At 43.0% G+C, this 26,427-nt stretch carries 20 protein-coding genes, 3 pseudogenes and 1 riboswitch; of the genes and pseudogenes, 10 read left to right on the top strand and 13 right to left on the bottom strand.

Annotation, left to right across the window (positions count from 1 at the left end; translation table 11 throughout):
* The first annotated feature begins 150 nt into the window (after positions 1-150).
* Positions 151-1,301 (top strand): IS3 family transposase gene (locus NSQ09_RS09355; protein WP_087614160.1). Its coding sequence is split into 2 segments (ribosomal slippage): positions 151-424 and positions 424-1,301, totalling 1,152 coding nucleotides; the frame shifts between segments, so codons are not numbered across the junction.
* Between the two features lie 64 nt (positions 1,302-1,365).
* On the opposite strand, the gene pbuG is transcribed toward NSQ09_RS09355, so the two are convergent.
* The 7 genes from pbuG to mneS form a co-directional block, all read right to left on the bottom strand.
* Entirely contained in the window at positions 1,366-2,688 is a 1,323-nt protein-coding gene (pbuG, locus tag NSQ09_RS09350) for a hypoxanthine/guanine permease PbuG (RefSeq protein ID WP_041056897.1), read from the bottom strand.
* A 134-nt stretch (positions 2,689-2,822) separates the two neighbouring features.
* Positions 2,823-2,924, bottom strand: a riboswitch (purine riboswitch).
* A 391-nt stretch (positions 2,925-3,315) separates the two neighbouring features.
* Positions 3,316-4,095 (bottom strand): hypothetical protein, encoded by a 780-nt coding sequence (locus NSQ09_RS09345; protein WP_341031103.1) that lies wholly within the window; start codon positions 4,093-4,095, stop codon positions 3,316-3,318.
* Between the two features lie 231 nt (positions 4,096-4,326).
* On the bottom strand, positions 4,327-5,868 hold the full coding sequence (guaA, locus tag NSQ09_RS09340; RefSeq protein ID WP_003233970.1) for a glutamine-hydrolyzing GMP synthase: 1,542 nt from the start codon (positions 5,866-5,868) through the stop codon (positions 4,327-4,329).
* Positions 5,869-6,030: 162 nt separating this feature from the next.
* Entirely contained in the window at positions 6,031-8,244 is a 2,214-nt protein-coding gene (locus NSQ09_RS09335; protein ID WP_144453336.1) for a DUF4129 domain-containing transglutaminase family protein, read from the bottom strand.
* Between the two features lie 21 nt (positions 8,245-8,265).
* Positions 8,266-9,462 carry a DUF58 domain-containing protein gene (locus NSQ09_RS09330; RefSeq protein ID WP_341031099.1) on the bottom strand — a complete coding sequence of 399 codons (1,197 nt, stop codon included), beginning with the start codon at positions 9,460-9,462 and terminating at the stop codon, positions 8,266-8,268.
* Positions 9,462-10,424: an AAA family ATPase gene (locus tag NSQ09_RS09325; protein WP_341031097.1), complete on the bottom strand. Its 963-nt coding sequence runs from the start codon at positions 10,422-10,424 to the stop codon at positions 9,462-9,464. The genes NSQ09_RS09330 and NSQ09_RS09325 overlap by 1 nt, the downstream gene beginning before the upstream one ends.
* 150 nt (positions 10,425-10,574) lie before the next feature.
* On the bottom strand, positions 10,575-11,447 hold the full coding sequence (gene mneS / locus NSQ09_RS09320) for a manganese transporter MneS (RefSeq protein ID WP_014479050.1): 873 nt from the start codon (positions 11,445-11,447) through the stop codon (positions 10,575-10,577).
* Positions 11,448-11,519: 72 nt separating this feature from the next.
* On the opposite strand from mneS, the pseudogene NSQ09_RS09315 reads away from it, so the two are divergent.
* From NSQ09_RS09315 to NSQ09_RS09285, 7 genes and pseudogenes are all read left to right on the top strand, one after another.
* Positions 11,520-11,805 (top strand): annotated as a pseudogene (locus NSQ09_RS09315) (hypothetical protein).
* A 37-nt stretch (positions 11,806-11,842) separates the two neighbouring features.
* Positions 11,843-13,252: pseudogene (gene gabP, locus NSQ09_RS09310) on the top strand (GABA permease).
* 151 nt (positions 13,253-13,403) lie between these two features.
* Positions 13,404-14,945 carry an outer spore coat copper-dependent laccase CotA gene (cotA, locus tag NSQ09_RS09305; protein WP_014479048.1) on the top strand — a complete coding sequence of 514 codons (1,542 nt, stop codon included), beginning with the start codon at positions 13,404-13,406 and terminating at the stop codon, positions 14,943-14,945.
* A gap of 98 nt (positions 14,946-15,043) precedes the next feature.
* Positions 15,044-16,033 carry a DUF4003 domain-containing protein gene (locus tag NSQ09_RS09300; protein ID WP_041337844.1) on the top strand — a complete coding sequence of 330 codons (990 nt, stop codon included), beginning with the start codon at positions 15,044-15,046 and terminating at the stop codon, positions 16,031-16,033.
* A 12-nt stretch (positions 16,034-16,045) separates the two neighbouring features.
* Complete coding sequence (locus tag NSQ09_RS09295) at positions 16,046-16,861, top strand: alpha/beta fold hydrolase (RefSeq protein WP_341031091.1); 816 nt, start codon at positions 16,046-16,048, stop codon at positions 16,859-16,861.
* A gap of 82 nt (positions 16,862-16,943) precedes the next feature.
* Positions 16,944-17,153, top strand: coding sequence for a cold-shock protein (locus NSQ09_RS09290; protein ID WP_003234008.1), 210 nt, complete (start codon positions 16,944-16,946; stop codon positions 17,151-17,153).
* 188 nt (positions 17,154-17,341) lie between these two features.
* On the top strand, positions 17,342-17,500 hold the full coding sequence (locus tag NSQ09_RS09285) for a hypothetical protein (protein ID WP_015382979.1): 159 nt from the start codon (positions 17,342-17,344) through the stop codon (positions 17,498-17,500).
* A gap of 33 nt (positions 17,501-17,533) precedes the next feature.
* Here NSQ09_RS09285 and NSQ09_RS09280 read toward each other — a convergent pair whose 3' ends face one another.
* Complete coding sequence (locus NSQ09_RS09280; protein ID WP_167560245.1) at positions 17,534-18,580, bottom strand: PD40 domain-containing protein; 1,047 nt, start codon at positions 18,578-18,580, stop codon at positions 17,534-17,536.
* A 65-nt stretch (positions 18,581-18,645) separates the two neighbouring features.
* Positions 18,646-19,017 carry a cell wall metabolism protein WalM gene (walM, locus tag NSQ09_RS09275; protein ID WP_341031083.1) on the bottom strand — a complete coding sequence of 124 codons (372 nt, stop codon included), beginning with the start codon at positions 19,015-19,017 and terminating at the stop codon, positions 18,646-18,648.
* Positions 19,018-19,453: 436 nt separating this feature from the next.
* Here walM and bdhA point away from each other — a divergent pair, with 436 nt between their 5' ends.
* Positions 19,454-20,494: a (R,R)-butanediol dehydrogenase gene (bdhA, locus tag NSQ09_RS09270; protein ID WP_327841588.1), complete on the top strand. Its 1,041-nt coding sequence runs from the start codon at positions 19,454-19,456 to the stop codon at positions 20,492-20,494.
* A 48-nt stretch (positions 20,495-20,542) separates the two neighbouring features.
* Here bdhA and iolT read toward each other — a convergent pair whose 3' ends face one another.
* Complete coding sequence (gene iolT / locus NSQ09_RS09265; protein ID WP_341031075.1) at positions 20,543-21,964, bottom strand: myo-inositol transporter IolT; 1,422 nt, start codon at positions 21,962-21,964, stop codon at positions 20,543-20,545.
* A gap of 583 nt (positions 21,965-22,547) precedes the next feature.
* Between iolT and NSQ09_RS09260 the strand changes: the two are divergent.
* Positions 22,548-23,572: pseudogene (locus NSQ09_RS09260) on the top strand (potassium channel family protein).
* 46 nt (positions 23,573-23,618) lie between these two features.
* Here the strand turns inward: NSQ09_RS09260 and NSQ09_RS09255 are convergent.
* The 3 genes from NSQ09_RS09255 to NSQ09_RS09245 are packed head-to-tail and all read right to left on the bottom strand — an operon-like array spanning position 23,619 to position 26,410.
* Positions 23,619-24,590, bottom strand: a complete 972-nt coding sequence (locus NSQ09_RS09255; RefSeq protein ID WP_003234032.1) for an SPFH domain-containing protein — start codon at positions 24,588-24,590, stop codon at positions 23,619-23,621.
* Positions 24,591-24,620: 30 nt separating this feature from the next.
* Positions 24,621-25,385 (bottom strand): TPM domain-containing protein, encoded by a 765-nt coding sequence (locus NSQ09_RS09250; RefSeq protein ID WP_341031071.1) that lies wholly within the window; start codon positions 25,383-25,385, stop codon positions 24,621-24,623.
* Entirely contained in the window at positions 25,385-26,410 is a 1,026-nt protein-coding gene (locus tag NSQ09_RS09245; protein ID WP_038428507.1) for a TFIIB-type zinc ribbon-containing protein, read from the bottom strand. The genes NSQ09_RS09250 and NSQ09_RS09245 overlap by 1 nt, the downstream gene beginning before the upstream one ends.
* Between the last annotated feature and the right edge of the window lie 17 nt (positions 26,411-26,427).

Here is a 26,427-nt window from a genome sequence, read left to right as displayed (position 1 = left end):
GACGGTATATCGTATGAAATGGTTTTATCTTTTGCAACAAAAAAACCAGCTGCCTGGGGACTGACCCCATAAGATGAGACAAATAAAAACACCTTCAAGTTTGAATACGGATGATTGTTATCCGAAATTAGACTTGGAGGTGTTTTTTCTATGGGGACAAGAGTGAGTTATCCGGTTGAAGTGAAACAGAAGGCTGTAGAAATGAGATTGGCAGGCGTACCTATGAAAGAGATCATGCAGGAGTTGAATATCAAAAATAATACGCAGATTAAGACATGGGTCAGATGGTATAAGGCTGGTGATACACATCGATTTGAACAGCCTGTTGGTAAGCAATACACTTATGGAAAAGGTCCGGAGTATTCTTCCGAATTAGAGAAACTGCAGGCAGAGAATCGATATCTGAGACAACAGAATGAAGTGTTAAAAAAGTACAACGAATTGGAAAGGAAGTTGATAGCCAAACGTCAGTCGAACTTGTAGAAGAATTGCACAGCACAATGACCGTGCAGGATATCTGTATTCATTTAGGTATCTCTCGCTCGTCTTATTATCGTTGGAAGAAGAATCTGAAGAAAGATCATCCCAAGCGCCATTTAGAAAAACAAATCGGCACGTTGTGCCGAGAGCACCAGTATCGATATGGATATCGAAAAATCACAGCTATATTAAAAAAGAGAATGTGTATTAACCATAAAACGGTTCAGCGTATTATGCAGAAAAATCAGTGGCAGTGCCGGGTTAAGGTGAAAAAGCGCAAGAAGAATGGGCAGCCATATGCCGTGGTCGACAATATATTAGATAGGAACTTTCAGTCTGATCATCCTCTTGAAAAACTAGTAACAGACATCACGTATTTGCCTTATGGACAGAAACAATTGTACCTTTCCAGTATATTGGATGTATATAATGGAGAAGTGATTGCTTTTACGATTGGAGATAAGCAGGACACAGACTTTGTCTTACACACACTTGATCAACTGCCAACACTGCCTGAGAACTGCGTGTTACATAGTGACCAAGGATCTGTGTATACATCTTACGAGTATCAGAAAGCTGTTAAAACAAAAGGCATTACCATGAGCATGTCCCGCAAAGGGACACCCGCTGATAATGCCTCCATCGAATCGTTTCATTCCTCACTAAAGTCTGAAACGTTCTATCTTAACAGCATTGATCGAACCACGACCGCCATCGTAGAACGCACTGTCATAGAATACATTCATTATTATAACAATATTCGTATTCAAACGAAACTAAACAACCAATCACCGATAAATTATCGGCAATTGGCTGTTTAAAAGGTGTTTTGATCCCTGTCTCAAAAACGGGGGTCAGTCCCCTGTGCAGCTGGTTTTTCATTCCTTATTTTAAGAAGATAAAGTACAGGATAAATACGATAAACAGCCCGTACATGATTGGATGAACCTCTTTGGCTTTTCCTTTGCACACCATTGTAATCGGATAGAAAATAAACCCGATGGCAATACCAGTCGCAATGCTGTACGTTAACGGCATCATGATCATGGTAAGGAAAGCAGGAACGGCCACTTCGAACTTATCCCAAGCGATTTTGCCAAGCGGCGCCACCATCAATGCACCAACAATAATAAGCGCCGGCGCTGTTACATTTGACGTAACGACTGATAGGAGCGGAGAGAAAAACGTAGCCAGTAAAAAGAGAATCCCTGTTACAATTGCGGCAAATCCTGAACGGGCACCCGCAGCGACACCTGAGCTTGATTCCACATAAGAAGTTGTTGTAGACGTACCAAGCACGGCACCGATCACAATAGAAGATGAATCAGCTAAAAGCGCACGGCCCGCACGCGGCAATTTGTTTTCCTTCATTAAACCAGCTTGTGTCGCCACAGCAACAAGTGTACCAGCTGTATCAAAAAATCCGACAAACAAGAATGTTAAAATAACGATCAGCATTTGTACAGAGAAAATATCCGGGAGGTGAATCCACGCTTGTCCGAAAGTCGGCGCAAGGCTTGGCACACTGCCGATAATTTGAGTCGGAACCGGAACCAAACCGAAAATCATGCCGGCTACCGCTGTTAATAGCATCCCGATAAACACGCCTGCGTTCACGCGAAGCACCATTAAAATAACCGTGACAATCACACCGAAAATCGTTAACAGCACAGGACCGCTGTGAATGTTTCCGATCGTGACGAGCGTAGAAGGATTCGCTGTAATGATTCCTGAACCTTGTAATCCAACAAATGTAATAAACAGGCCGATCCCCGCACCGACTGCCAATTTCAGCTCAGGCGGAATGGCGTTGATGATTTTTTCACGAAAACCTGTTAAAGAAAGAGCAACGAAAATAAGACCTGAAATAAAAACACCGGACAAAGCTGCCTGCCATGAAATACCCATACCAAGGACAACAGAAAACGCAAAAAACGCGTTCAGCCCCATACCCGGCGCGATGGCAATCGGATATCTCGCTATTAATCCCATTAAGATACAGCCTGCTGCAGACGCCAGCGCTGTCGCCGTAAAGACCGCACCCTGGTCAATTCTCAGCGCCTCCGGAAAATCTTTCACGCTGTCCAAAGCAAGCGTAATCGGATTGACGAACAAAATATATGCCATAGATAAAAAAGTCGTTAATCCGCCAATGATTTCATTGCGATAGCTGGTGCCCAGCTCATCAAACTGAAAATACTTTTTCAAGCTATTTTACTCCCTTCACTCTTTGCTATTTATTCTGTCCTGAAATCGCCAAATAAAAAACGCCCCAATAATTTTGGGACGCTTGACTACAGACGGATTTCAGTTTGAATAAATAAACGTGTTTTATTTATATCAAACGAAAGAAATGTTTACGTAGTCAAGCCATTTACGGTAGCTTGGTAGAGACTTGCGAGCCATATTCCCGCGATTATACGAATTCATCTTATTTGATTTCTGTGTCTATTGTACCAACTTCATTTTGAATTGACAATATAAACAACGAACATTACTTATTAAAAAAATTGGTTTATTCGTCTATTGACTAAATTGGTAACAATGATAAAAACCGTATGTATGACTTCATACGGCTTTTCGACTTATGATTATTTTTTTTCGGAAGGCTGACTCACCTGATGCACTGGTACAGTAAACGAGATTGGCTTTAGTTGAATCAGGTGATTTAAAACGCCCTTATATAGCCGTTAATAATCAAACTATAAATACTTAAATTGCTTGTAAAAAGTATAAACTTGAGGGATATTACTTACTGAGTTGAAGTCGTATTTAATAAATTAGAAAAAGAAGCAGAACCAACATCTTTTTAACCATTAAATAATTCAGCTTAAACTAAGACTTTTCATCCATGTGCATGCCTATTTTAAACTCTTCTTTTATTAAGACTTCACATAATAACTTAAATATCTTTTCAATCTCAGCTATAAAAATGTAGCATGCTTTATCATCTAAAATAATTCCTTTTTTATTCTCAGATAAACTTACACCCTTATCAAATAAGTTACTTATTGCATTTAAAATTTTTCCATCTGTTACTCCTCCCCAAGTAACATATCCTCTTTTATGAGCTATACAATTTCTTACTTTTCGATAATTAGAAAATTCTTTTTTTAAATTATTAGGAATCTTAAATTTCAAGACGTCTTCTATGCCTCTAAAATATTTGTCAATTATTGGTATATTGCCATTTTCTTTTATCTTAACATCTTTTTTCAAACGATAATTACAAGTTTCGAAAAACCTGAAAAGAACATCTTCCAAAAGACTATATAAGCTTAGAAATACAGAATTCTTCAATAAATGAGGGTATCTCATATCAATACGGTGTGCATACTCATAGTTATCAGATAGTAAAAAATTAAATGCGTCTAAATCTTTTTCAAGCATGTCATTCTTAATTTTCTCTACACTTAGTTCCATATCATCTAAATAGCTTTTAAAATCTTGTAATTCTAAACCAATCAACAAATAATATAATTCTTCAGGTTGATAAACATCATAAGCTTTTGTCAGTATCAAGCCATTTTCCTTAATATTAATTCCAAATCGAGTATAAACCCTCTCCATAAGTTTTTCTGGTCTCCATTCCAAAGAAAATAACGTTACTTCCATATATCACCTTATCATGAAGCCAGAATCGAGGACAACATCCTCATACTAAAATGTTTGCCTAATTGGTATTTAACTTATACCGTTTCCAAATAGGCTATACTCATGAATCCGTCATTTTTATGAATCCTGTAGTCCTTATTAAATACAATAAAAAAACTCCCTTATACTTAGTTATTGAAACTAAATAAAAGAGAGTTTAAATAGTTATAATTTAACGATTAATGTGATTTATTATTCCCACTCAATCGTCGCAGGCGGCTTACTTGTAATATCGTACACCACGCGGTTAATGTGCTTCACTTCGTTTACGATACGTGTCGAAATGACTTCAAGCACATCCCACGGGATACGCGCCCAGTCAGATGTCATGCCGTCGATTGATGTAACGGCGCGGATTCCGATTGTGTAATCATATGTTCTTGCGTCTCCCATAACACCAACGCTGCGGATGTCAGGAAGAACAGTGAAGTATTGCCAGATATCACGCTCTAAGCCGTGATTTGCAATTTCTTCACGCAAGATTGCATCTGATTCACGAACGATTTCAAGTTTTTCTTCTGTTACTTCGCCAAGAACACGGATTCCGAGTCCCGGTCCTGGGAACGGCTGACGCCATACGATTTCATCCGGAATGCCGAGCTCTGTGCCAAGCGCGCGCACTTCGTCTTTGAAGAGCGTATTTAACGGCTCGATCAGCTCAAACTGCATGTCTTCAGGAAGTCCGCCGACATTGTGGTGAGATTTGATCGTTTGCGCCGTTGCTGTACCGCTCTCGATGATATCTGTGTAAAGCGTACCTTGTGCAAGGTAGTCGATGCCTTTGAGCTTGTCCGCTTCATCATCAAACACGTAAATGAATTCATTACCGATGATTTTGCGTTTTTGCTCAGGATCAGAAACGCCTTTTAGTTTGTTTAAGAATCGATCTTTTGCGTCTACTTTAATCACATTCATGTTAAAGCCTTCGCTGAATGTTTTCATAACACCCTCAGCTTCGCCTTTACGGAGAAGACCATGGTCTACAAAGATACAAGTCAGCTGGTCGCCGATCGCTTTATGAATCAAAACAGCAACAACAGAGGAATCAACGCCGCCGCTTAGCGCGCAAAGAACCTGTTTGTCTCCGACCGTTTCACGGATTTTTTGCATTTCGATTTCGATAAAGTTCTCCATTGACCATTCGCCTTCGCATTCGCAAACACCGAATACAAAGTTTTTCAGAAGATCATTGCCGTATTCAGAGTGGCGCACTTCCGGGTGGAACTGAACGCCATACCATTTTTTGTCCGCTTTGCTCATCGCTGAGTTCGGGCAGTGATGGCTTGTCGCGTCAACAGTGAAGCCTTCAGGAACTTCTACAACCAAATCGCCGTGGCTCATCCAAACCACTTGTTCGTTTGGAAGATCTTTGAACAAATCAGGTGTGCCTTCGATGCGGATGTTTGCTTTTCCGTATTCACGCTGGCTTGCCGCTTCAACTTTACCGCCAAGGTAATGAGTCATCAGCTGCATGCCGTAGCAAATTCCCAAAACAGGAATATCAAGCTCGAAGATTTTCTCGTCACAGCGGAAAGAGTTTTCATCATACACACTGTTTGGACCGCCGGATAAAATAATTCCTTTTGGATTCATTTTTTTAATTTCTTCAGCCGTCAATGTATGTGGATGCAGCTCGCTGTAAACACCGAATTCACGGATACGGCGTGTAATCAGCTGGTTATACTGACTGCCGAAATCAAGGACAAGAATCATTTCATTCACTAACTTTGTCATGGTTGTCACCTAATCTCCTCTAAGTTTTTTGACACAGAAAAAAACGAGGACAGATATGAAGCTCGCTCCGCCCTCTTTGGCAAGGCCGTTTGCCGGAGTCAGGCCAACTCGCTCCCAGACTCCGATAATATTCACTAATTCTAACAACACGTCGATAAGTGGTCAAGACCATCTTCTTTTAATTAAATTTTCCCATAACTCTCTCGAATCATTCCATAGCGCCGAAGAATCTTCATTTCTGTAAAGCGCCCTTTCATAGCTTAATGTCAGCTTTGACATGTCTTCTATGTCGTATTTTTCATCGATTCGTTTTGCATAATCACGCAGTGTTTCACTGTCTCGTTTCGGCAGCCCTTTTCTCTTCAGTTGTTTCAGCAGCGCGCCATATGCCTCAAAAAACGCGTGCTGATCGCTGCGCCGCTTCAATTTCCTCACGGCGAAAACAGGAATCCATAACGAGCGGAAAACATACAGCAATACAGCTGCCACCAGGAGGACTGCAAGAACCGCAAGCGCTGCATACAAGCCCGCACCGGCATTGGTATGTGAAGCGGACGGCTTTTTAGAAACAGCTGGCTCCCGCTTTTCCTTTTGTTTTTCCTCTTTTTGCGGCTGTTTTTTCTCTTCTTTCTGCTTCTCTTTTGCTTTCTTCGGCGAGCTGCTGTTATCGCTGCCGGAGTCCTTTGTGTCAGAAGAAGTAAATTCAGCCGGATTTGTAAACCCTTTAGTCGGCTCAAATGTAACCCAGCCCTGTTCCGGGAAATACACCTCTACCCAGGAATGGGCATTGTTATTTGTCACTTCGTAGATGCTGCCATTTTTGTTTCCTGCTTCTTTGTATTCGCCGGACGTATAACCCTTTACCCAGCGGGCCGGAATGCCGGCCGAGCGCAAGAGCACCACCATGGCGGAAGAAAAGTTATCACAATAACCCATTTTCGTTTCAAAGAGAAATTGATCGACATAATCTTCATCATTCTTCGGAATGGTCACGTTTTCTGTTTCATATGTGAACGCATTTGACCCTAAATAGTCCTCAACCGCTTTCACCTTATCAAACATATTGTCGTGATCCTGAGTCAGTTTGATCGCAAGGGTTCTCACCCGCTCTGGCAGTGAATCTGGAAGCTGCATGTAGCGATCGCTGAATGTGTACTCCTCACTGTTTTTTCTCACTTTTACCTTTCTCAGTTCATCCAGCTTATAGACCGGGGAATCGTACGTTACAGTATAATTCCCCATATTTCTGATTTCACCGGCTTGTTCACTGATCGGAGAAATTTGCTCCGTGTTGCCGTTCATTTCAAGTGAGACAGCCTGCTTTGGCTGAATGATTTCCGCACCAATCGGATACATCAGATGGTTATACCCGTAGTGCTTATCGACTTTTACACGGACGGTGCGGCGCTCTGTCGCAACCTTATGGTCAAACCACAGATTTTCAACTTTTCCATTGCTAAGCTGATACGACATGCCTGTGTCTGTTTCAATCCAGCCTTTCCCGGTATACGTATCCTTCGTTTCCACACGGAAATACGTACGCTCTTTTCCCTGCCATGTAAAAACAGGTGTAGCATCCTGCTGGAACGGGCCGCCGAGTGATTCATCATGATTCCCGTATCCGATTTTGCTTTCCCCTGCAGACACGCGGTCTTGATGAGTGATTTTTTTAAGAAAAGGCACCGGATCAGGCCAGGCCGGCTCTGATTTTGGAGCGGCGAGTCCGAATCCCGTTGCAGCCAAAACCAATACAGATAAAGGAAGAAACCATTTCAGGACAGATGTTTTTGGCAGTGTGATTCTTTCCATCAGCTTAATGCGTTCCAAGTATAAAAGGCCCAGCATAAAGAAGCCGATCAGTACGATACGGATGACGGCAAAAGTGGCATCATATGGCGTAAAGGTATCAAGAATCGTAATATACGCTACTGTCATCATAAAGAAAAACAAAATTCTTCTCTGGTAAATCACCCAATAATGCAGGAGATAGACCAGCAGCCACAGCAGCACAAAAAACAGCAGGGTCCGAAATGAAGGAATCATGTCATTCCATTGCCCTGATTGAATCAGCGTGATATTCAGATAGACATCCTGCAAAAAAGAGCTGACCCAGCTCAAGTCGAATATAGATCCTTGATAAAACAGGAGGTGTATCGAGATCAATGTAAATAAGACACAAAAAGGAACTGTGACAAACCACCTCATCCTGAAAAAAGTCAGCAGAAACGTCAAACCGATAAAGACACTAAAAAAGCCTGTATGTTTCGTTTCAGTAAAACTGTCAAGCGGCCTGAGCCACTCCCACAGCAATAAAAAAGCCAGAAAATAAAATAACAGCAAGCTCAAACGGCTTCCCTTGTGATCATCGTGCGGCATGTGAACCAGTCACCTCTCTTTCTAAACAACACGCGAAACTCGCCCGCCCCTCATGATCCGAACTCTGATTTGGCGTTTCATCATGCGTTCAATCATGACATTTTCAGCTTGAGAGAGCTCAGCATCTTTCTCTTTTGCCAGTATCACCGTAACCCGGCCGCCTCCTATTTCTGCGAGGTGCAGCATATCTTCCGTTAACTGTCCCGTGACAACAACTTGATCAGCTTGGCGAACAGATGGCTTTCCCAGCTCTTCCCGTGCATATCGGCTTATCGGGTCTGCCGCATCACAATGAGCGATGGCTAAATGCCGAAGCATGTGCTTAAAATGCTGATCCCCTTCCTGAATAGGGAAAATGTTTTTTTCCTTCCCGATGGAAGCCAGACCAGCGCCCGCGCCGTTTTTTAAAACAGAATGAAGAATCGAAGCTGTCACTGAAACGACCTCTTCGAATGCGTCTGAGGAAAAACGGTCCATCAGCAGAAACAGATTTTTGCTGCGAGAAGGCTCAAATTCCTTCGTCATCAGCTGGCTCCGCCGTGCAGATGTCTTCCAATCTAACGCAGCAAACCGGTCTCCCGGCTGATAATTCCGCACACTTGCTGCGACTGAGGAATGGTGCTGATGAATAGGAGAAGAACCGCTTACACCGTCTTCCTGATGCCTCTCATTCACCTGATAGGAAAAACGCTGAAAGAATGGATAAACAAACAGGGTATCATCCAGCTCAAAAAATGCTGTTTTTTCAATCAAGCCAAGAACATCCCCGGTTCGCATCCTGACAGAATGAAAGTGATGCTCTCCTCGCGGTACCCGAGCTAATTCATACGACATCGTCATGCTCCGTTTAAACCAAGGAAAAACGAGCCGTTTGGCCGCGGCTCCGTCTCGATTTAATGACTCGATACCTTCTGGCAGGCAATCTTCAATCACCATATACATCAGCGGAAATGGCAGCTTTCTTCTCAGCGTAACCGTTACACCCAGCCTGTCCCCCGCATGCAATTGTGTTTTATCCATTTGCCTTGAAGCCTGAAAAGAACGGAGCGGATACAAGGCCAACAGCCCGGCATACAAGACAAAAGGGAGAAACGCGTAAAACAAAAACCAGCTGACAAAGCCGCCCTGAAACATCGCATAAGAAAAAACAGCAGCCGTCAATAAAGTTAATATAATCAGCTTCCAACCATATACGAGCCATTGCCATTTCTTATTCATCAGCGGACCGACGACCTTTGAACCGGCACCTTCACAGCTGACATGATCTCCCTTACGATCGCTTCTGCCTGAATCCCTTCAAATTTTGCCTCAGGATGAAACATCATCCGGTGCGGCAGCGTGAAAGGAGCTAAATATTGAATATCATCCGGTATGACATAGTCGCGATGATGCAGCAGCGCGTATGCCTGTGCCGCTTTCATGAGGGCGATTGAGCCGCGCGGACTGACGCCTAATTGAACAGAAGGATGCTGTCTCGTTTTCTGCACAATTTCAACGATATATTCCTTAATGCTGTCATCAGCACGGACATTTTGCACTTCCCTCTGTAAAAAGATGAAGTCTTCTTTTGCAATAACCGGCTCAAGCGTCTCAATCGGATGGCTTTTTTCCTGAAGAGATAAGACGTCAAGCTCTTCATTAAAGGACGGATAACCCATCCGAAGTTTGAATAAAAAACGGTCAAGCTGAGCTTCCGGCAAAGGATAGGTCCCTTCATATTCGACCGGGTTTTGCGTTGCCATCACAAAAAAAGGAGCGGCAAGCTGCATCGTATGGCCATCTACCGTGACGCTTCCCTCTTCCATCGCTTCGAGCAAAGCCGACTGTGTCTTCGGAGAGGTACGGTTGATTTCATCGGCCAGCACGATATTTCCCATAATTGGGCCGGGACGATATTCAAATTCCATCGTTTTCGCATTATAGATAGATACCCCTGTTACATCAGATGGCAGCAAATCAGGAGTGAATTGGATTCTTTTGAAATCAGCGCCGATTGACTTTGCCAGCGCGCGGACCATCATCGTTTTTCCGACTCCGGGTACATCCTCAAGCAGTACATGCCCTTTGGCAAGAAGGGCTGCTAAGCTGAGTATGGCGATGTCTCGTTTTCCAACCATTACTCTATTAATATGTTCAACTGCTTTCCCCAGCAAAGGATGCAGGTCTTCTTGATATGCCATTCTTTTCCTCCTAATCATCTACAAAATTCATCATAATGTAACCTAACTTTACCACAAAAAGCAATCTGTATAAAAAAACGATTCTAGCAAATTGTTTCCAATAAAGCTGGCCAAAACACACAAAAAAGCTTCCTGTGGCAGGAAGCTCAATTATTTGTGTTCTAAAGGCTCCATATGAACATGCGAATAATCAATCGCATGCTCCTCCTTCATTCTCCGCTCAATTTCATTGGCTATATCGTGGCTTTCCGTAATATTTAAATCTGCCGATACCTCAACCACCACATCAACATGAACCGTGCTGCCCAAGTATCTTGCTTTTATATCTTTTAAACGGCTCACACCGGAGATTTTTTCGATTGTCTGTTTATAAGCGGAAATGTCCTTTGTGTCGAATCCATCTGTCAAAGAGTGAGATGATTCTTTAAAAATATCCCATGCGGTCTTGCAAATAAGCAGGCCGATCACAAACGCAGTGACCGTATCAATCCAAGCAAGATGGAATTGAGCAGCCACAATGCCGATAAAAGTGCCGATACTGACCAATGCGTCTGATTTATTATCAGCAGCCGCAGCAAGGAGCGCCTGGCTCTTCACCTTTTTGGCCAGCCTTTTATTGTACCGATAAACGATCAGCATCAGGACTGCCCCGCCCGCTGCCGTCCAAGCCGCAATCATATCCGGCGTCTCTTGTTTAGCAGAAAAAATAGATTCTCCGGCGCTGAACAGCACTTGCAGTCCGACAACCATCATAATAAACGATGCGATAAGCGATGCAATCGTTTCCGCTCGGAAGTGGCCGTATGGATGATCTTCGTCAGGAGGCTTTTGAGAGATGCGCAGGCCAATCAGCACAGCAGCAGAAGCAATAATGTCAGTTGTGTTATTTAACCCGTCTGCCGTAAGTGCTTCCGAGTGAAAAAGATAACCGATGATCAGTTTAATTGCGGAAAGAACAAGATACGCGGCAATGCTGACCAGCGCCCCGGATTCACCCTTTTTCAATTCATCATATCTCTCCATACAAAACCTCCTCCCGCTCACGTTTTCCTATTATTATCTTACAAAGCTGAACCGCAGTGGGTCTACAGAAACATGATTCACCCGCCACAGAAAAATAGTGACGATGGAACACTTTTTCTCCCATCCAATTTATTTGCACCGCCAAAAGCCTATCAAACCCAATGACACCAGCGCTTCTCGCATTCTATCGAATTGTAAATATTACACAAAATCATACGCGAATAAAAATCGAAACATTTTTTCCACACATTTGCTGAAAACGCAAACAAAACACTACAAATTTGAAATAAAACGTTATATTTTCTCACATGAATTTTCGACAAACTGTATATTTATGATAGAGTTTCAATTATCATAATATTCAGTAATGATTGCATTTTAAAAGGAGGTAACTTATGAACCAATCTCAATCAGGATTAAAAAAGGAATTAAAGCCCCGCCATATGACAATGATTTCGATTGCCGGTGTAATCGGAGCCGGCCTGTTTGTAGGCAGCGGTTCAGTGATTCACTCGACCGGTCCGGGTGCCGTTGTTTCTTACGCGTTAGCCGGATTATTGGTGATTTTTATTATGAGAATGCTCGGTGAGATGTCTGCCGTAAACCCGACGAGCGGATCGTTTTCTCAATACGCTCACGACGCCATCGGACCGTGGACGGGATTTACAATCGGCTGGCTGTACTGGTTTTTCTGGGTGATCGTCATCGCGATCGAAGCCATTGCCGGTGCTGGCATTATTCAATACTTGTTCCATGATATCCCGCTGTGGCTGACAAGTTTGATCTTGACCATTGTGCTCACCCTGACAAACGTCTACTCCGTTAAGTCTTTCGGTGAGTTTGAATATTGGTTCTCCCTCATTAAAGTTGTGACTATCATAGCTTTTCTAATCGTTGGTTTCGCCTTTATTTTTGGCTTTGCACCGGGCAGTGAGCCAGTCGGTTTATCGAATCTTACAGGCAAAGGCGGATTTTTCCCGGAAGGCATCAGCTCCGTATTGCTCGGCATTGTCGTTGTCATCTTCTCTTTTATGGGAACTGAAATCGTTGCCATTGCAGCAGGGGAAACATCCAACCCGATCGAATCTGTGACAAAAGCAACCAGATCCGTTGTATGGCGCATCATCGTCTTTTACGTGGGCTCAATCGCCATTGTCGTGGCGCTTTTGCCATGAAATTCAGCAAATATTTTAGAAAGCCCTTTCGTCGCTGTACTTGAGCATATAGGAGTGCCGGCAGCCGCACAGATTATGAACTTTATCGTCCTCACAGCTGTACTCTCTTGCCTGAATTCAGGTTTGTACACCACATCCAGAATGCTGTATTCACTTGCAGAAAGAAACGAAGCGCCGCGCCGTTTTATGAAATTGAGCAAAAAAGGCGTTCCCGTACAAGCCATTGTGGCCGGGACATTTTTCTCTTATATCGCGGTCGTAATGAACTATTTTTCACCGGATACCGTCTTTTTATTCTTAGTCAACTCATCAGGCGCAATCGCTTTACTCGTCTATCTTGTCATCGCTGTTTCCCAGCTGAAAATGCGGAAAAAACTCGAAAAAACAAACCCAGAAGCATTGAAGATCAAAATGTGGCTCTTCCCTTTCCTAACCTACTTGACCATCATCGCCATTTGCGGAATTTTAGTGTCCATGGCGTTTATTGATTCCATGAGAGACGAGCTGCTGCTGACAGGCGTCATCACGGGAATCGTTCTGATTTCTTACCTTGTGTTCAGAAAACGCAAGGTGAGCGAGAAAGCGGCTGCCAACCCAGTCACACAGCAGCAACCCGATATCCTGCCTTAATGCTGATCAAATCCTAAACGGCCTGCCGTTTAGGATTTTGTTATTTTCTTCTTCGGGCGGTCTGCAGCACGAAGATTTTTTGTAACCATCACGTCCTTATTGTCATTAACTATAGTACCAATTTGGAAAATTTAGATAAGGACAGATGAAAATGACACTTGAAAAATTTGTGGATGCTCTCCCAATCCCAGATACACTAAAGCCAGTACAGCAATCAAAAGAAAAAACATACTACGAAGTCACCATGGAGGAATGCACCCATCAGCTCCATCGCGATCTCCCTCCAACCCGCCTGTGGGGCTACAACGGCTTATTTCCGGGGCCGACCATTGAGGTTAAAAGAAATGAAAACGTATATGTAAAATGGATGAATAACCTTCCTTCCACGCATTTCCTTCCGATTGATCACACCATTCATCACAGTGACAGCCAGCATGAAGAGCCCGAGGTAAAGACTGTTGTTCATTTACACGGCGGCGTCACGCCAGATGATAGTGACGGGTATCCGGAGGCTTGGTTTTCCAAAGACTTTGAACAAACAGGACCTTATTTCAAAAGAGAGGTTTATCATTATCCAAACCAGCAGCGCGGGGCTATATTGTGGTATCACGATCACGCCATGGCGCTCACCAGGCTAAATGTCTATGCCGGACTTGTCGGTGCTTATATCATTCATGACCCAAAGGAAAAACGCTTAAAACTGCCTTCAGACGAATACGATGTGCCGCTTCTTATCACAGACCGCACGATCAATGAGGACGGTTCTTTGTTTTATCCGAGCGCACCGGAAAACCCTTCTCCGTCACTGCCTAATCCCTCAATCGTTCCGGCTTTTTGCGGAGAAACCATACTCGTCAACGGGAAGGTATGGCCATACTTGGAAGTCGAGCCAAGGAAATACCGATTCCGTGTCATCAACGCCTCCAATACAAGAACCTATAACCTGTCACTCGATAATGGCGGAGAGTTTATTCAGATTGGTTCAGATGGAGGGCTCCTGCCGCGATCTGTTAAACTGAATTCTTTCAGCCTTGCGCCTGCTGAACGTTATGATATCATCATTGACTTCACAGCATATGAAGGAGAATCGATCATTTTGGCAAACAGCGCGGGCTGCGGCGGTGATGTCAATCCTGAAACAGATGCGAATATCATGCAATTCAGAGTCACAAAACCATTGGCACAAAAAGACGAAAGCAGAAAGCCGAAGTACCTCGCCTCATACCCTTCGGTACAGCATGAAAGAATACAAAACATCAGAACGTTAAAACTGGCAGGCACCCAGGACGAATACGGCAGACCCGTCCTTCTGCTTAATAACAAACGCTGGCACGATCCCGTCACAGAAGCACCAAAAGTCGGCACAACTGAAATATGGTCCATTATCAACCCAACACGCGGAACACATCCGATTCACCTGCATCTAGTCTCCTTCCGTGTATTAGACCGGCGGCCGTTTGATATCGCCCGTTATCAAGAAAGCGGAGAATTGTCCTATACCGGTCCGGCTGTCCCGCCGCCGCCAAGTGAAAAAGGCTGGAAAGACACCATTCAAGCGCATGCAGGTGAAGTCCTGAGAATCGCGGCGACATTCGGTCCGTACAGCGGACGATACGTATGGCATTGCCATATTCTAGAGCATGAAGACTATGACATGATGAGACCGATGGATATAACAGATCCCCATAAATAATCCGACAAACTTGCCTCTAGCAGGCAAGTTTTTTCTTTATGAAACCTTTGGCCCTATTTATCGTATTACGTAAAAACAGCAAAAAGGAGCTGCTTTTTATGCTGACACACAACCTACATGAAAAAATAAAGCAATACATTTCCATTTATGCTGAATTAAAATCAAAATTAAAATGGAAAGTTTCACACGATCAGATATTAATGCTCATTTCTTCAGCATATATTGTGAATAAAAGAGAGTTTGATTTTCAGCGCTTTTATGATTTGAGCAGCTATATCAAATCAAACATCGGCAGCTTCTCAACACTCAATTCACACCACCGCTTTACTGTTGCATCTATTCTGGACATTCATTTTCAGCATGAGGCAAAACAAACATTTCATACTTTTATCGATGTATACAATGAAATGGTGAAGCTAGGATACAAGCGGGATATGTTCACATACCTTTCCGCTCTAATCTTGCTCACCGGCAAATCTGAAACGACAAACCAAAAAGAACAGATGAACATGGGGCTAGCAGTTTATCAGCAGATGAAGAAAAATCATTATTTCCTCACTTCAACTCAGAATGTTCCGCTTGCCGTACTGCTTGGAGAAAACGGAGAAGGTTTGCAGGCGCTACAGAAGGCGGAAACATGCTATCAGCTGCTGGCAGCCAACGGCTTTAAAAAAGGACAGTACTTACATCAGGTCAGCCATATTCTGGCCTTGCAAAGTGAAAAAGAGCCCGAAATGCTTGTTTCCGCTTGCAAACAGATATATCAATCGATCACTGAATCTGTCAAAAAACCAAAGGATTATCATTATCCAGACCTTGCTCTCCTCACATTTCTGGAAGAGCCAGATATCAAAACCGTTTTGTGCATCACTGACGAATTAAACCAGGAAAAAGCTTTTAAATGGCAAAAGGAAATGAATTTTAAAATTGCTGTCAGCCTCTATCTCAGTGAGCATATGGAGAAAAATCTGCTGATGGAATCAGGACTATACACCTCTATCGAAACAGTCATTCAAGCGCAGCAGGCAGCCGCGACAGCTGCCATCATCAGCTCAACAGCAGCCAGCCATACTCATGATGGAAACTAAAGGAGGAGAAACATGCCATACATCACATTAGAAGATCAGACACGCCTTTACTATGAAACACACGGGAGCGGGACGCCGATCCTGTTTATACATGGGGTGCTGATGAGCGGACAATTTTTCCACAAACAATTTTCGGCGCTTTCTGCTAATTATCAATGTATTCGTCTTGATCTTAGAGGACACGGCGAATCTGACAAAGTGCTTCACGGCCACACCATTTCCCAATATGCCCGTGACATAAGGGAATTTCTAAATGTAATGGAGCTTGATCATGTCGTTCTTGTCGGCTGGTCAATGGGCGCTTTTGTCGTATGGGATTATCTCAATCAATTTGGGAATGATAACATTCAAGCCGCTGTGATCATCGATCAATCCGCTTCCGACTATCAATGGGAGGGCTGGGAACACGGTCCATTTGATTTTAACGGCTTAAAAACAGCGATGCACGCCATTCAAACTGACCCGCTGCCTTTCTACGAAAGCTTCATCCAGAATATGTTCGCAGAACCGCCTGCCGAGACCGAAACAGAATGGATGCTGGCAGAAATCCTCAAACAGCCGGCTGCCATTTCTAGCACGATTTTATTTAACCAAACGGCCGCTGATTACCGGGGCACCCTCCAAAACATCAATGTGCCGACATTGCTGTGCTTCGGGGAAGACAAGAAATTTTTCTCTACAGCAGCTGGGGAACACTTGCGCAGCAATATTCCAAACGCGACACTCGTTACCTTTCCTAAAAGCAGCCATTGCCCGTTTTTAGAAGAGCCAGATGCTTTTAACAGCACACTCCTCTCCTTTTTAGATGGGGTTATTGGAAAGTCATAAAGAAAAAGGAATTAGGAGATTAGGGAAAAGTATGAGACAATAAGAAATGTGCAGTAAAATACATGAGGGAAGAAGTGACTTTATGTCTTACTATAACAAACGAAATCAAGAACCGCTGCCAAAAGAAGATGTGAGTACTTGGGAATGCACAAAAGAAGACTGTAATGGCTGGACCCGAAAAAACTTCGCCAGCAGTGATACGCCATTGTGCCCTTTGTGCGGAAGTAAAATGGTCGACGGCATCCGTTCATTAGTGAATCTCCAAAACAACAGCCAAACGAAAACAAGCTAGTTCTTCCCTATAACAAATGCAGTCTCCCGCAAGCAACAAACCCCGAACGGAGACAAAATTCTATATTTCAGAATAAAAGCCTCTCATTGCAAGAGGCCAAATACGAAGAAAGAAGCCCAAAACTGTAAACGTTTAGGGCTTTTTTGTCTGTTTTGATGGTATAATATGGATATAAGAGGAGGGATAACGTGATCTCAAACCAGCAGCAAAAAGACTTGAAAAAAAGAGCTGCGTTCAAAAAGCTGAATGTTGCAATGAACTTCTATGTTGAACTTCTGTTTTTGTCGGTCCCTCTGATTCATATCTTTAAATGGCTCGGATCATTAGCCCTGCACCTCATCCATTAAAAAAGCCACTCAGCTCATGCCGAGTGGTTTTTATTAGTTAATCACAGAAAAGCTGTTGATGATGCCATTCGGATTTTCCCATACTTTTTTGAAGGTCTTATTTTCAAGGCTATAGGAATAAATCGTCCGCACCTTAGCTTCACGCCCTGTTTCATCCTTCAGTTTTTTAGCCCCCTTGGCTTCGGCAAGAAAATAAATGTTCTTCCCATCCTTAGAGAACTGCGGCTGTGCGTCAATTAACAGCTTAAATGATTTTTGATTTGAGATGATGCTTTCATACTTTTTCGTATCCGCATTGAGCATCTGAATAGAAGCGGTTTGCTCCGTTCCTTTCTGCGTATATGATGTGAATAAAATACGTTTATCATCATCAGAAACAGCAATATCGCTGATAAATTGGTTCAGGCTTTTCAGCTCATTAAATTTATGTTGGCGGCCTTCCGCAAAATGAATGGTTGTCGGTTCAGGGTCGATGCCCTTTTCGTTTGCTTCATCTGTTTTCTTGTAGTCTTCTTCTACAGAATAATGAAGCAATGCAAATGAATCGTTTTTTTGGTTATAAAAGAAGCTGCTGACGGTGTCATCCTGGTCATTAGCGGCAGGATAAAGATTTTTGTACTTTTTCGTTTTTAGATCAAAAGCGGCGATCCGAAAATTGCTTTCGTCCGCTTTTCCTAAGCGGAAATAGATGGTTGAACGGTCCTTTGATAAAAACAAACTGTCCGCACTCTCCGCGCCTTTATAAAGCATCGTTTTTTTATGAGACTTTAGATCAAGTTTAAAAAGCCTCATTTCATTCTGTTCATTATTGCCCGTATAATAGAGCACCTGCTGTTTTTGATCCAAGGCAAATGCCGGATAGCTGGTCAGCTTCTCCTCATGGATCACCTTGTCATTTTCATAATACTTTGTCAGCAGATCCGTATCTGTAATTGAAACCAGCAGCTCATCACCGCTTTCGGTATTGACTGAAACATCAGCAGCCTTCTCATGGCCTTTATCCTTTGTAACATAAAACGCAATCCCCGCGGCAGCTGCCGCTATTATCACTGCTAACAATAATATGATTCTTTTTTTCATCTTTTATCTCCACCAATAGAAAAAGCAAGAATGTGACTTCTTGCTTTCCAGATTATATATGTACATTAATAGCTGTAATGCCCCGCTACTTTACCTTTGCTTAATGGATATCCAAGCGCTTTAAACGCTTTAGGGCTAACATCCAGCACTGCATTAGGCATTCTGCCAACATCATTTTTATAAACCGTAATCACCTTTTTAGGCTTCGCTTTTGCATAAGCTCTGATTTTTGTCCCGTTTCTAGGAACATCAAATCCGATTTTGGTCGCACAATCCCAATGTCCAAGTTTCTTACCTGAAGAGCCTTTTTTCCCGACTCCATTATACCAAGTAATATTTCCGTTCACATGTTTCGCACTGGCATCTGATGAAAAACTAAAAGCTCCCAAAGTACTTCCTACTAAGATAAAAGCGGTTAAAATGACTTTCTTCAACATTTCGTCCCCCTGTTTGTTAACATCTAGGAAGATTATACACGATCAACCAGCTATTTTTTATTTCAATATCCTTACAGTAATGTTACAAAGTCAAAAAGTTACCTCTGCTAAATTAAACCATGGAAGATTATCCTATTATAATAGCAGTATTAGCGTTATAATTATTGATAGAGTAGTTGTCGCATTCAATATGAACGAACCATTACCGTATTGTTCAAACCAAATTCATAGCTATGTAAACAATTGATACTCTCATATAAAGAAAAAAGAGTGTGCGAGACCCTTTTTTCTTCAAAGTTTCTTTTTTCAAAAAAACGTAGATTATATTATATAAAAATTTCATTTCTTTTTTGGTTTTAAAAATGGCGATTTTGTGAACAGTTCATATTGACCGGTGCGGAATTACTCACATCAAAAGTTATAGGAGTGGTAATCCATGAAGGCAGCAAGATGGCATAACCAAAAGGATATCCGTATTGAACATATCGAAGAGCCAAAAACGGAGCCGGGAAAAGTAAAGATCAAAGTAAAATGGTGCGGCATCTGCGGAAGTGATTTACACGAATATCTGGGCGGCCCGATCTTTATTCCGGTTGACAAACCGCACCCATTAACAAATGAAACGGCACCTGTCACAATGGGGCATGAATTCTCCGGTGAAGTTGTCGAAGTCGGAGAAGGCGTTGAAAATTATAAAGTTGGAGACCGCGTCGTAGTCGAGCCGATTTTTGCTACACACGGCCACCAAGGCGCCTACAACCTTGATGAACAAATGGGATTCCTCGGCTTAGCAGGCGGAGGCGGCGGTTTCTCTGAATACGTCTCTGTAGATGAAGAGCTTTTGTTCAAACTTCCTGATGAATTATCATATGAACAAGGCGCGCTCGTTGAACCTTCGGCAGTCGCTCTATACGCTGTTCGCTCAAGCAAACTCAAAGCAGGCGACAAAGCGGCTGTATTCGGCTGCGGCCCGATTGGACTTCTTGTCATTGAAGCGCTGAAGGCTGCCGGTGCAACTGATATTTACGCTGTTGAGCTTTCTCCTGAACGCCAGCAAAAAGCTGAGGAGCTTGGCGCGATCATCGTAGATCCGTCTAAAACAGACGATGTAGTCGCTGAGATTGCAGAACGTACAGGAGGCGGTGTTGACGTAGCATTCGAAGTCACTGGTGTCCCAGTGGTGTTACGACAAGCCATCCAGTCCACTACAATTGCCGGTGAAACCGTCATCGTCAGTATTTGGGAAAAAGGTGCTGAAATCCATCCGAACGATATCGTGATCAAAGAACGTACAGTAAAAGGAATTATCGGATACCGCGACATCTTCCCGGCTGTACTGTCATTAATGAAAGAAGGCTATTTCTCAGCTGACAAACTCGTAACGAAAAAAATCGTACTAGATGATTTGATCGAGGAAGGCTTCGGGGCTCTTATAAAAGAGAAAAACCAAGTTAAAATCCTTGTCAGACCTAACTAATTTGGAACCAAAAAGAATCCGCACTCGGGTGCGGATTCTTTTTTTAAATTATCCAATCACTTCAGCCCCAGAATCCTTCTTCGCCCCTCCGTAATCATAAGCGCGGAAGTTTTCCTCCAGCTGCTCAAGTGAAAGTCCTTTCGTTTCCGGTAAAAACTTCTTCACAAATAGGACAGAGCAAATTCCTAATCCAACGAAGATAAAGAACGTTGTGGACAGCCCGATGGCTGCCAGCAATATCGGAAACGTGAAACTGACTGCAAAATTCACCATCCACAGACAGAATACCGTAACACCCATTCCCAGTCCGCGAAGGCGAAGCGGGAAAATTTCAGATAACATCAGCCAAGTCACTGGTGAAATGGCCCCCTGCTGAAAAGCAAGGAATGTGACCGTTAATGACAGGACTACATATGGAAGTGCCGGTGATCCTTCAAGTACAAGTGAGAATATCCCGATTAGCAATAACGCTGTTGTCGTACCGATCAAGCCTGTCATCAGCATCGGCCGGCGCCCCACTCTTCCCAGCAGCCAGATTCCGACGAATGTTGCCAATACCGAAATCACGCCATTCGCAATATTTCCGATTAAAGCGGCTTCCGTTTGGAAACCGGAATTTCTTAGAATTTCAGTCCCATAATACATTATCGAATTCACACCTGTAATTTGCTGTACAATCGCAATCCCTAATCCAATAAACACAATACGGCGCACCCATGGGACCGAAAGATCTTTAAACGTCGCTTTTTCAAGCTGATCTTCTTTTTTGAAAGCGAATTCGATTTCTTGCAGCTCAGCTGCTGCCCGCTTTTCATCCCTGATTTTTTTCAATACACGCAAAGCATCTTCTTTTCTTCCTTTAGAAACAAGCCAGCGGGGACTCTCGGGCATTCTGATCATGCCGAAAAACAGGAACAAGGCTGGAAGTGACGCAATGACCAGCATAAACCTCCACACATGGGAGTTCTCTCCCATTGTTGTGCCAAGGATCGCATTAAAAACAAAGGCCAAAAGCTGTCCTGATACAATCATCAATTCGTTCTGCGTCACCATCCGTCCCCTGCTTTCCACAGGAGACATCTCTGCTAAATAGGCAGGCACCGTTACGGATGCACCCCCGACCGCAATACCAAGCACAAAACGGGAAATAATCATGACCGTAACATTTGGAGCAAACGTACACCCAATCGTTGAAATAAAAAATATAACAGCGAGGAACAAAATATTTTTGCGGCGGCCGTTAAAATCAGACATCCTGCCGCCAAACACAGCACCCAGTGCCGCTCCAAAAAGAAGTGAACTGGTGACAAGGCCCTCTGTGAAGGCATTGAGATTAAGCTGATCCGGCTCTCCCATATACGGCAAAGCTCCATTGAGCACACCGGTATCATAGCCAAAAAGAAGCCCGCCGAAAGTGGAGACTAAAATAATTGTACGTAAAAATGACATTTGATTGCCTTGTTTATTCATACTGTTTCCCCCAGTCTTTTTCAAAATGCGTATGTCAAAAACTTATTCCAGGGCTGCTGCCTTCCTCACATTTCGTAAGCAGGCTTCAGAAAATAGTTGTTCATGTTTTTATCCAATAACCTCATAACCTTCCCTTCTTCTTAGCATGTCAATCCCGATGGAAGCGATTTCATTTCTCATTAAAAGAACAATGGTCATTTCTTTGTGCATAACCTCGTTCATTGGTATTTATTAGTCACTTAATAGTTCAATTGTAGTGATGTTATAGTGACATTTTTGTTATATCTGATATTATCATAATTATAAAAACGCTTTCAGTCAATATAAATTTCTGAAAATTTTTTACTCTATAAAAGGAAAATCACCAATTCAAGGGGAAAATGAACGTTTTTCTTCATGAAAATGTGTGAATCAAGTCAAAAATCCTGTGATTTTCTGTTCATATCGAAAAATGAGTAAGTATTGGGTAACTCCCACCTATTTTTCTCTGTAAAATCAAACATTCGTTCAATTGTTTCAGACTCAGGATAAAAGGAAATAGAGAAGAAAATAAAAGAAGGCTGACTTAAGGGAGGCAACCAAAATGAATGAGGGTTATATCATTGCAGGCCTTTTATTATTGACAGCGGGGATGATTGATTTTTTATGGACCACGTTATGGTTAGAGAGCGGTGCCGGCCCGATCACAAGATGCCTGTCTGCCTGGCTGTGGAAGGGCTGCCGCAAAATCAGCGGTGACCACGCAAAGGTTCTAACTTGGCTGGTCCTCTGCTGTTATGCCTGACGTTAGTGATATGGATCAGTCTATTTTGGGGCGGGTGGGTTTTGATTTACTCGAGTGACCCTCACTCACTTATGGAAACTCAATCAAAAGAACCGGCTTCCTGGTCAGACCGAATTTATTTTTCCGGCTATGTCATGTTTACATTAGGAAATGGCGACCTCGCTCCGAACGGAGGCCTATGGAAGCTTGTCACGATTATTGAAACAGCTCAAGGACTGCTTACGATCACGTTTTCTGTCACGTATTTGATTTCCGTCTTGAGTGCGGTTAATCAAAAACGCTCCTTTGCCCAAAGTGTATTAAGTCTAGGGCATGACGGAACAGAAATCGTCCATAATGCATGGAATGGCAAAGATTTTCACGACATTGATTTTCTTCTTGTCGCTGCCTCATCAGAACTGGGAAAGCTGACCGCTCAGCATAACGCCTTCCCCATCCTTCATTTTTACCACAGCACGCAGCATCAGGAATCATCCATTATAGCTGTTGCTGTATTGGATGAAGCTCTAACCATTTTCAAATACGGAATTCCTGAACAATATCAGCCGAATCAGCTTCATATCAAAGAAGCGCGCTCAAGTATCAAAAACTATCTGGATACCGTTCATACTGCCTATATCCATCCTGCAGAACAAGCACCGCCGGAACCAGACATCTCAAAGCTTCAACAATCAGGCATACCGGCTTTATCAAAGCAAACATTTCAAATTGCCGTCAATTCAATAAAGGAACGTCGTCAATTGCTGCTGGGAATTATCCAAGCGGGTGCTCGAAAATGGCCTGTTCAGGAGCAAGCAATAGGTAACGCTTATTCTTCTAAATAAAAAAGTCCCGAGCGCTGATCACTCCGGACTTTTCACTGTATGAGTCTTACACAAGCTTCTGGCCGCAATTCGGACAAAAATTGGCTTCGCCCGTTTTTGTTCCGCAGTTTGGACAGAAATTCGGTTTGCTTCCGCTGCCAGTTGACTGTGGGCCTGATGACTGTGCCTGCTGATTTTGATTCATTTGGTTCATCATCTGATTGGCCATATTCATTCCCATCATCATTCCAGCCATATCCGAAGCCGCTCCGCCTCCGCTCATCTTTCCGGATGCCATTCCATCCGTCATTGATATTTGCTGGTATCTGTTCACATCCCCAACCATACCGTAGGAAGCGTTCTTTGTAATCATATCTTGAACCTCTTGAGGATAATTAAAGCTCATGATTTGAAAACCAGTGACCGTCATCCCGTCGCTTATTAATTGCATATCTAAGTCCTCTTGAATTCCCTTGGCAATATCAAAAGCGTTTGCTTGAAGATTAAACATATCTTTCCCTTCTCTTGTGATCCACTTCATGAGAAGCTGATCCAGAATAGAAATGATACGGGTTTTAATATCCTCTACAAAATATTGATCTTTCACGCCAGCGATTTTATCAATCAGGCTGATATAGTCCTGCACCTTGAAATTAAATGTGCCGTTTGCGCGAATGGGCATCCCGCCTGGCATTCCCGCTGCCGGAATATTTATCGCCTGTTTTGTTCCCCATCTTACGGTAAATTCCTTCGTATTGACAAACAGCACCTCAGCTCGCATGCCGCTGTTAAAGCCAAACTTAAAGCCCTTTAACGTTGAAAGGAATGGAATAATTTCTGATTCAATATCATAATCGCCATCATCTTGAAAGACTCCTTCAACCCGCCCATTGTTCAAAAAGACAGCATCCTGTCCGGGACGAATGATTAAACGGCTCCCTTTTTTGATTTCACGATTGTTCCATTTATAAAAAATCATATCATCTCTAAATTCTTCCCACTCTACTACATTCGCTAATTGATTTCTGAAAAACGACATTACGCCTCTCCCTTTCTCTATTTCTTACATTTAAAAACTGCCCCGGCTTCCACTGTATGACGTGCCGCCTTTCGTAACACCGCCATCGCTGCCGCTGTCTTTATCTGATGGTTTTCTTTCTCTTGTTACAGTCGTTCTAATATAAGTGTCGTATTGATCAATCACATCAGACGTACGCTGATCCATATATGTATTTCCATTAACCGTTACTTTGCCGCCTGCATGATAAAGCATGATTGAAACCGCAATTCCCCCGACTGCGATGGCAGCAATCAGCTGAAACCACCATGTAAAGAATATGTTGTCGGGGTTTACTCCCGGTTTTATGCCCATATCTTTATAGGAAAGCTGAATATATGTCTCAAAAGCTTTAAAATAATTTTCATTGGATAAATCAGATGAAATCGTATTTCTGATGCTATTGAGCCTGCTGTTGTCCAAATACTTTTCAGCTTTTTCGTAGCCCGAGATGAATACTTCTCTATTCGCCATATCAATCGTTAAAATAGCTGTACTGCCTTTTCCGTAACGATCATAAAAATCGCCGGCATAATCGACAATATCTTCACCATTTGTGCTTTTGGTCGTAATAATAATGAAATCAGTGTCTCTCTTTGCACCCAGCTCTGCCGAGAGAGATTCAAGTTTTCCGATCTCCGTTTTTGACAATAGATGAGCGCGATCGTACACATGCTGCTGCGATTCAGAGGCTCTTGCCGCTTCGATACTCAGTAAAGGCATCATGATGAAAACAGCCAGCACAACAAAGATCGCTTTCCCAAAAAATCCACGCATCAAAATCCGCCTCCCATCATCAATGAGACGAGCTTCAACGCAAGAAATGTCCCGCCTGCTATTCCGCTAAACCATGCCGCCACTTTTCCTCGACTGATCGGCGGCTTTCCCACAACCTTTCCTGTTTGCCCGTTCATCGCAAAGATATGCTCCGCTCTTTCATAATCGTAACTGACCATCCAAACGGGAAGCAAAACGTAAAAGCTGTTCACGTTTTTCGTGTGAATATGTTTGTCCCTCACATTGACTGACGTATATCCGGAAAAAGTAGAATGGATGTATGAATCTATATAACTGCTGATTTTCTCTTTTGCCCTTGGAAAAAGCTCCTCATCGGTATAATTGTACTTTTCCGCAATATAACCGGCCAAATATGCCGTTTGAAAGTCCTTCAGCTCTTCGTATGAATAAGGCTCCAATTTGTCCATTAATTCGTCTTTCATTTTTTCAGAGGCATCGACAGGGATTTTCAAATAATCGAGATTGATATCACGAAACGCTTCAAAGTGCTCTGTTTCCGTGCAAATATAATCCCCTTCTTCATATTGATGGACTCTGGTACAGTTTGCTCTCACCTGTACTTCACTATTTAAATCAAACATCCAAAACGGAATATACATGCCGGTGATGCTTTTAATGCGATCGGCAGACATGAAACCTCTTGGTGTCAGAAGGCCTTTTTTGCACCACTTTCGAAATGCCTGCTCCGCTTCTTGTTTACTGATTGTAAATGGAATGACCTTCGCCGGCGCCAAATGTCCCGATAAACGATCGGCAAGTATTGCAGCACCTCCGCAGAAGCTGCACGTCGTTGCTGTCGTTTCAGCTTCCGTGATCAAAACGGCGCCGCAGTTTTCACATTGATATTCTTTTGCTTCATCATCAGAAAACCGTGCCGCAATGTTTTCTTTCGGAAGGCTTTCAATATTGTCCTGTCTTCCGCAGCTGCTGCAGGATAACGAGCCGGTTTCACTGTCAAATGCCATATCACTGCCGCAGTTCGGACACTTATAAGATATTATCATTACCGTTCCCTCTCACA

It is taken from the genome of Bacillus sp. FSL W8-1202, assembly GCF_038006165.1.
In the GTDB taxonomy this organism is placed as follows: Bacteria; Bacillota; Bacilli; order Bacillales; family Bacillaceae; genus Bacillus; species Bacillus subtilis.
This window is presented reverse-complemented; position numbering and strand designations above follow the sequence as displayed.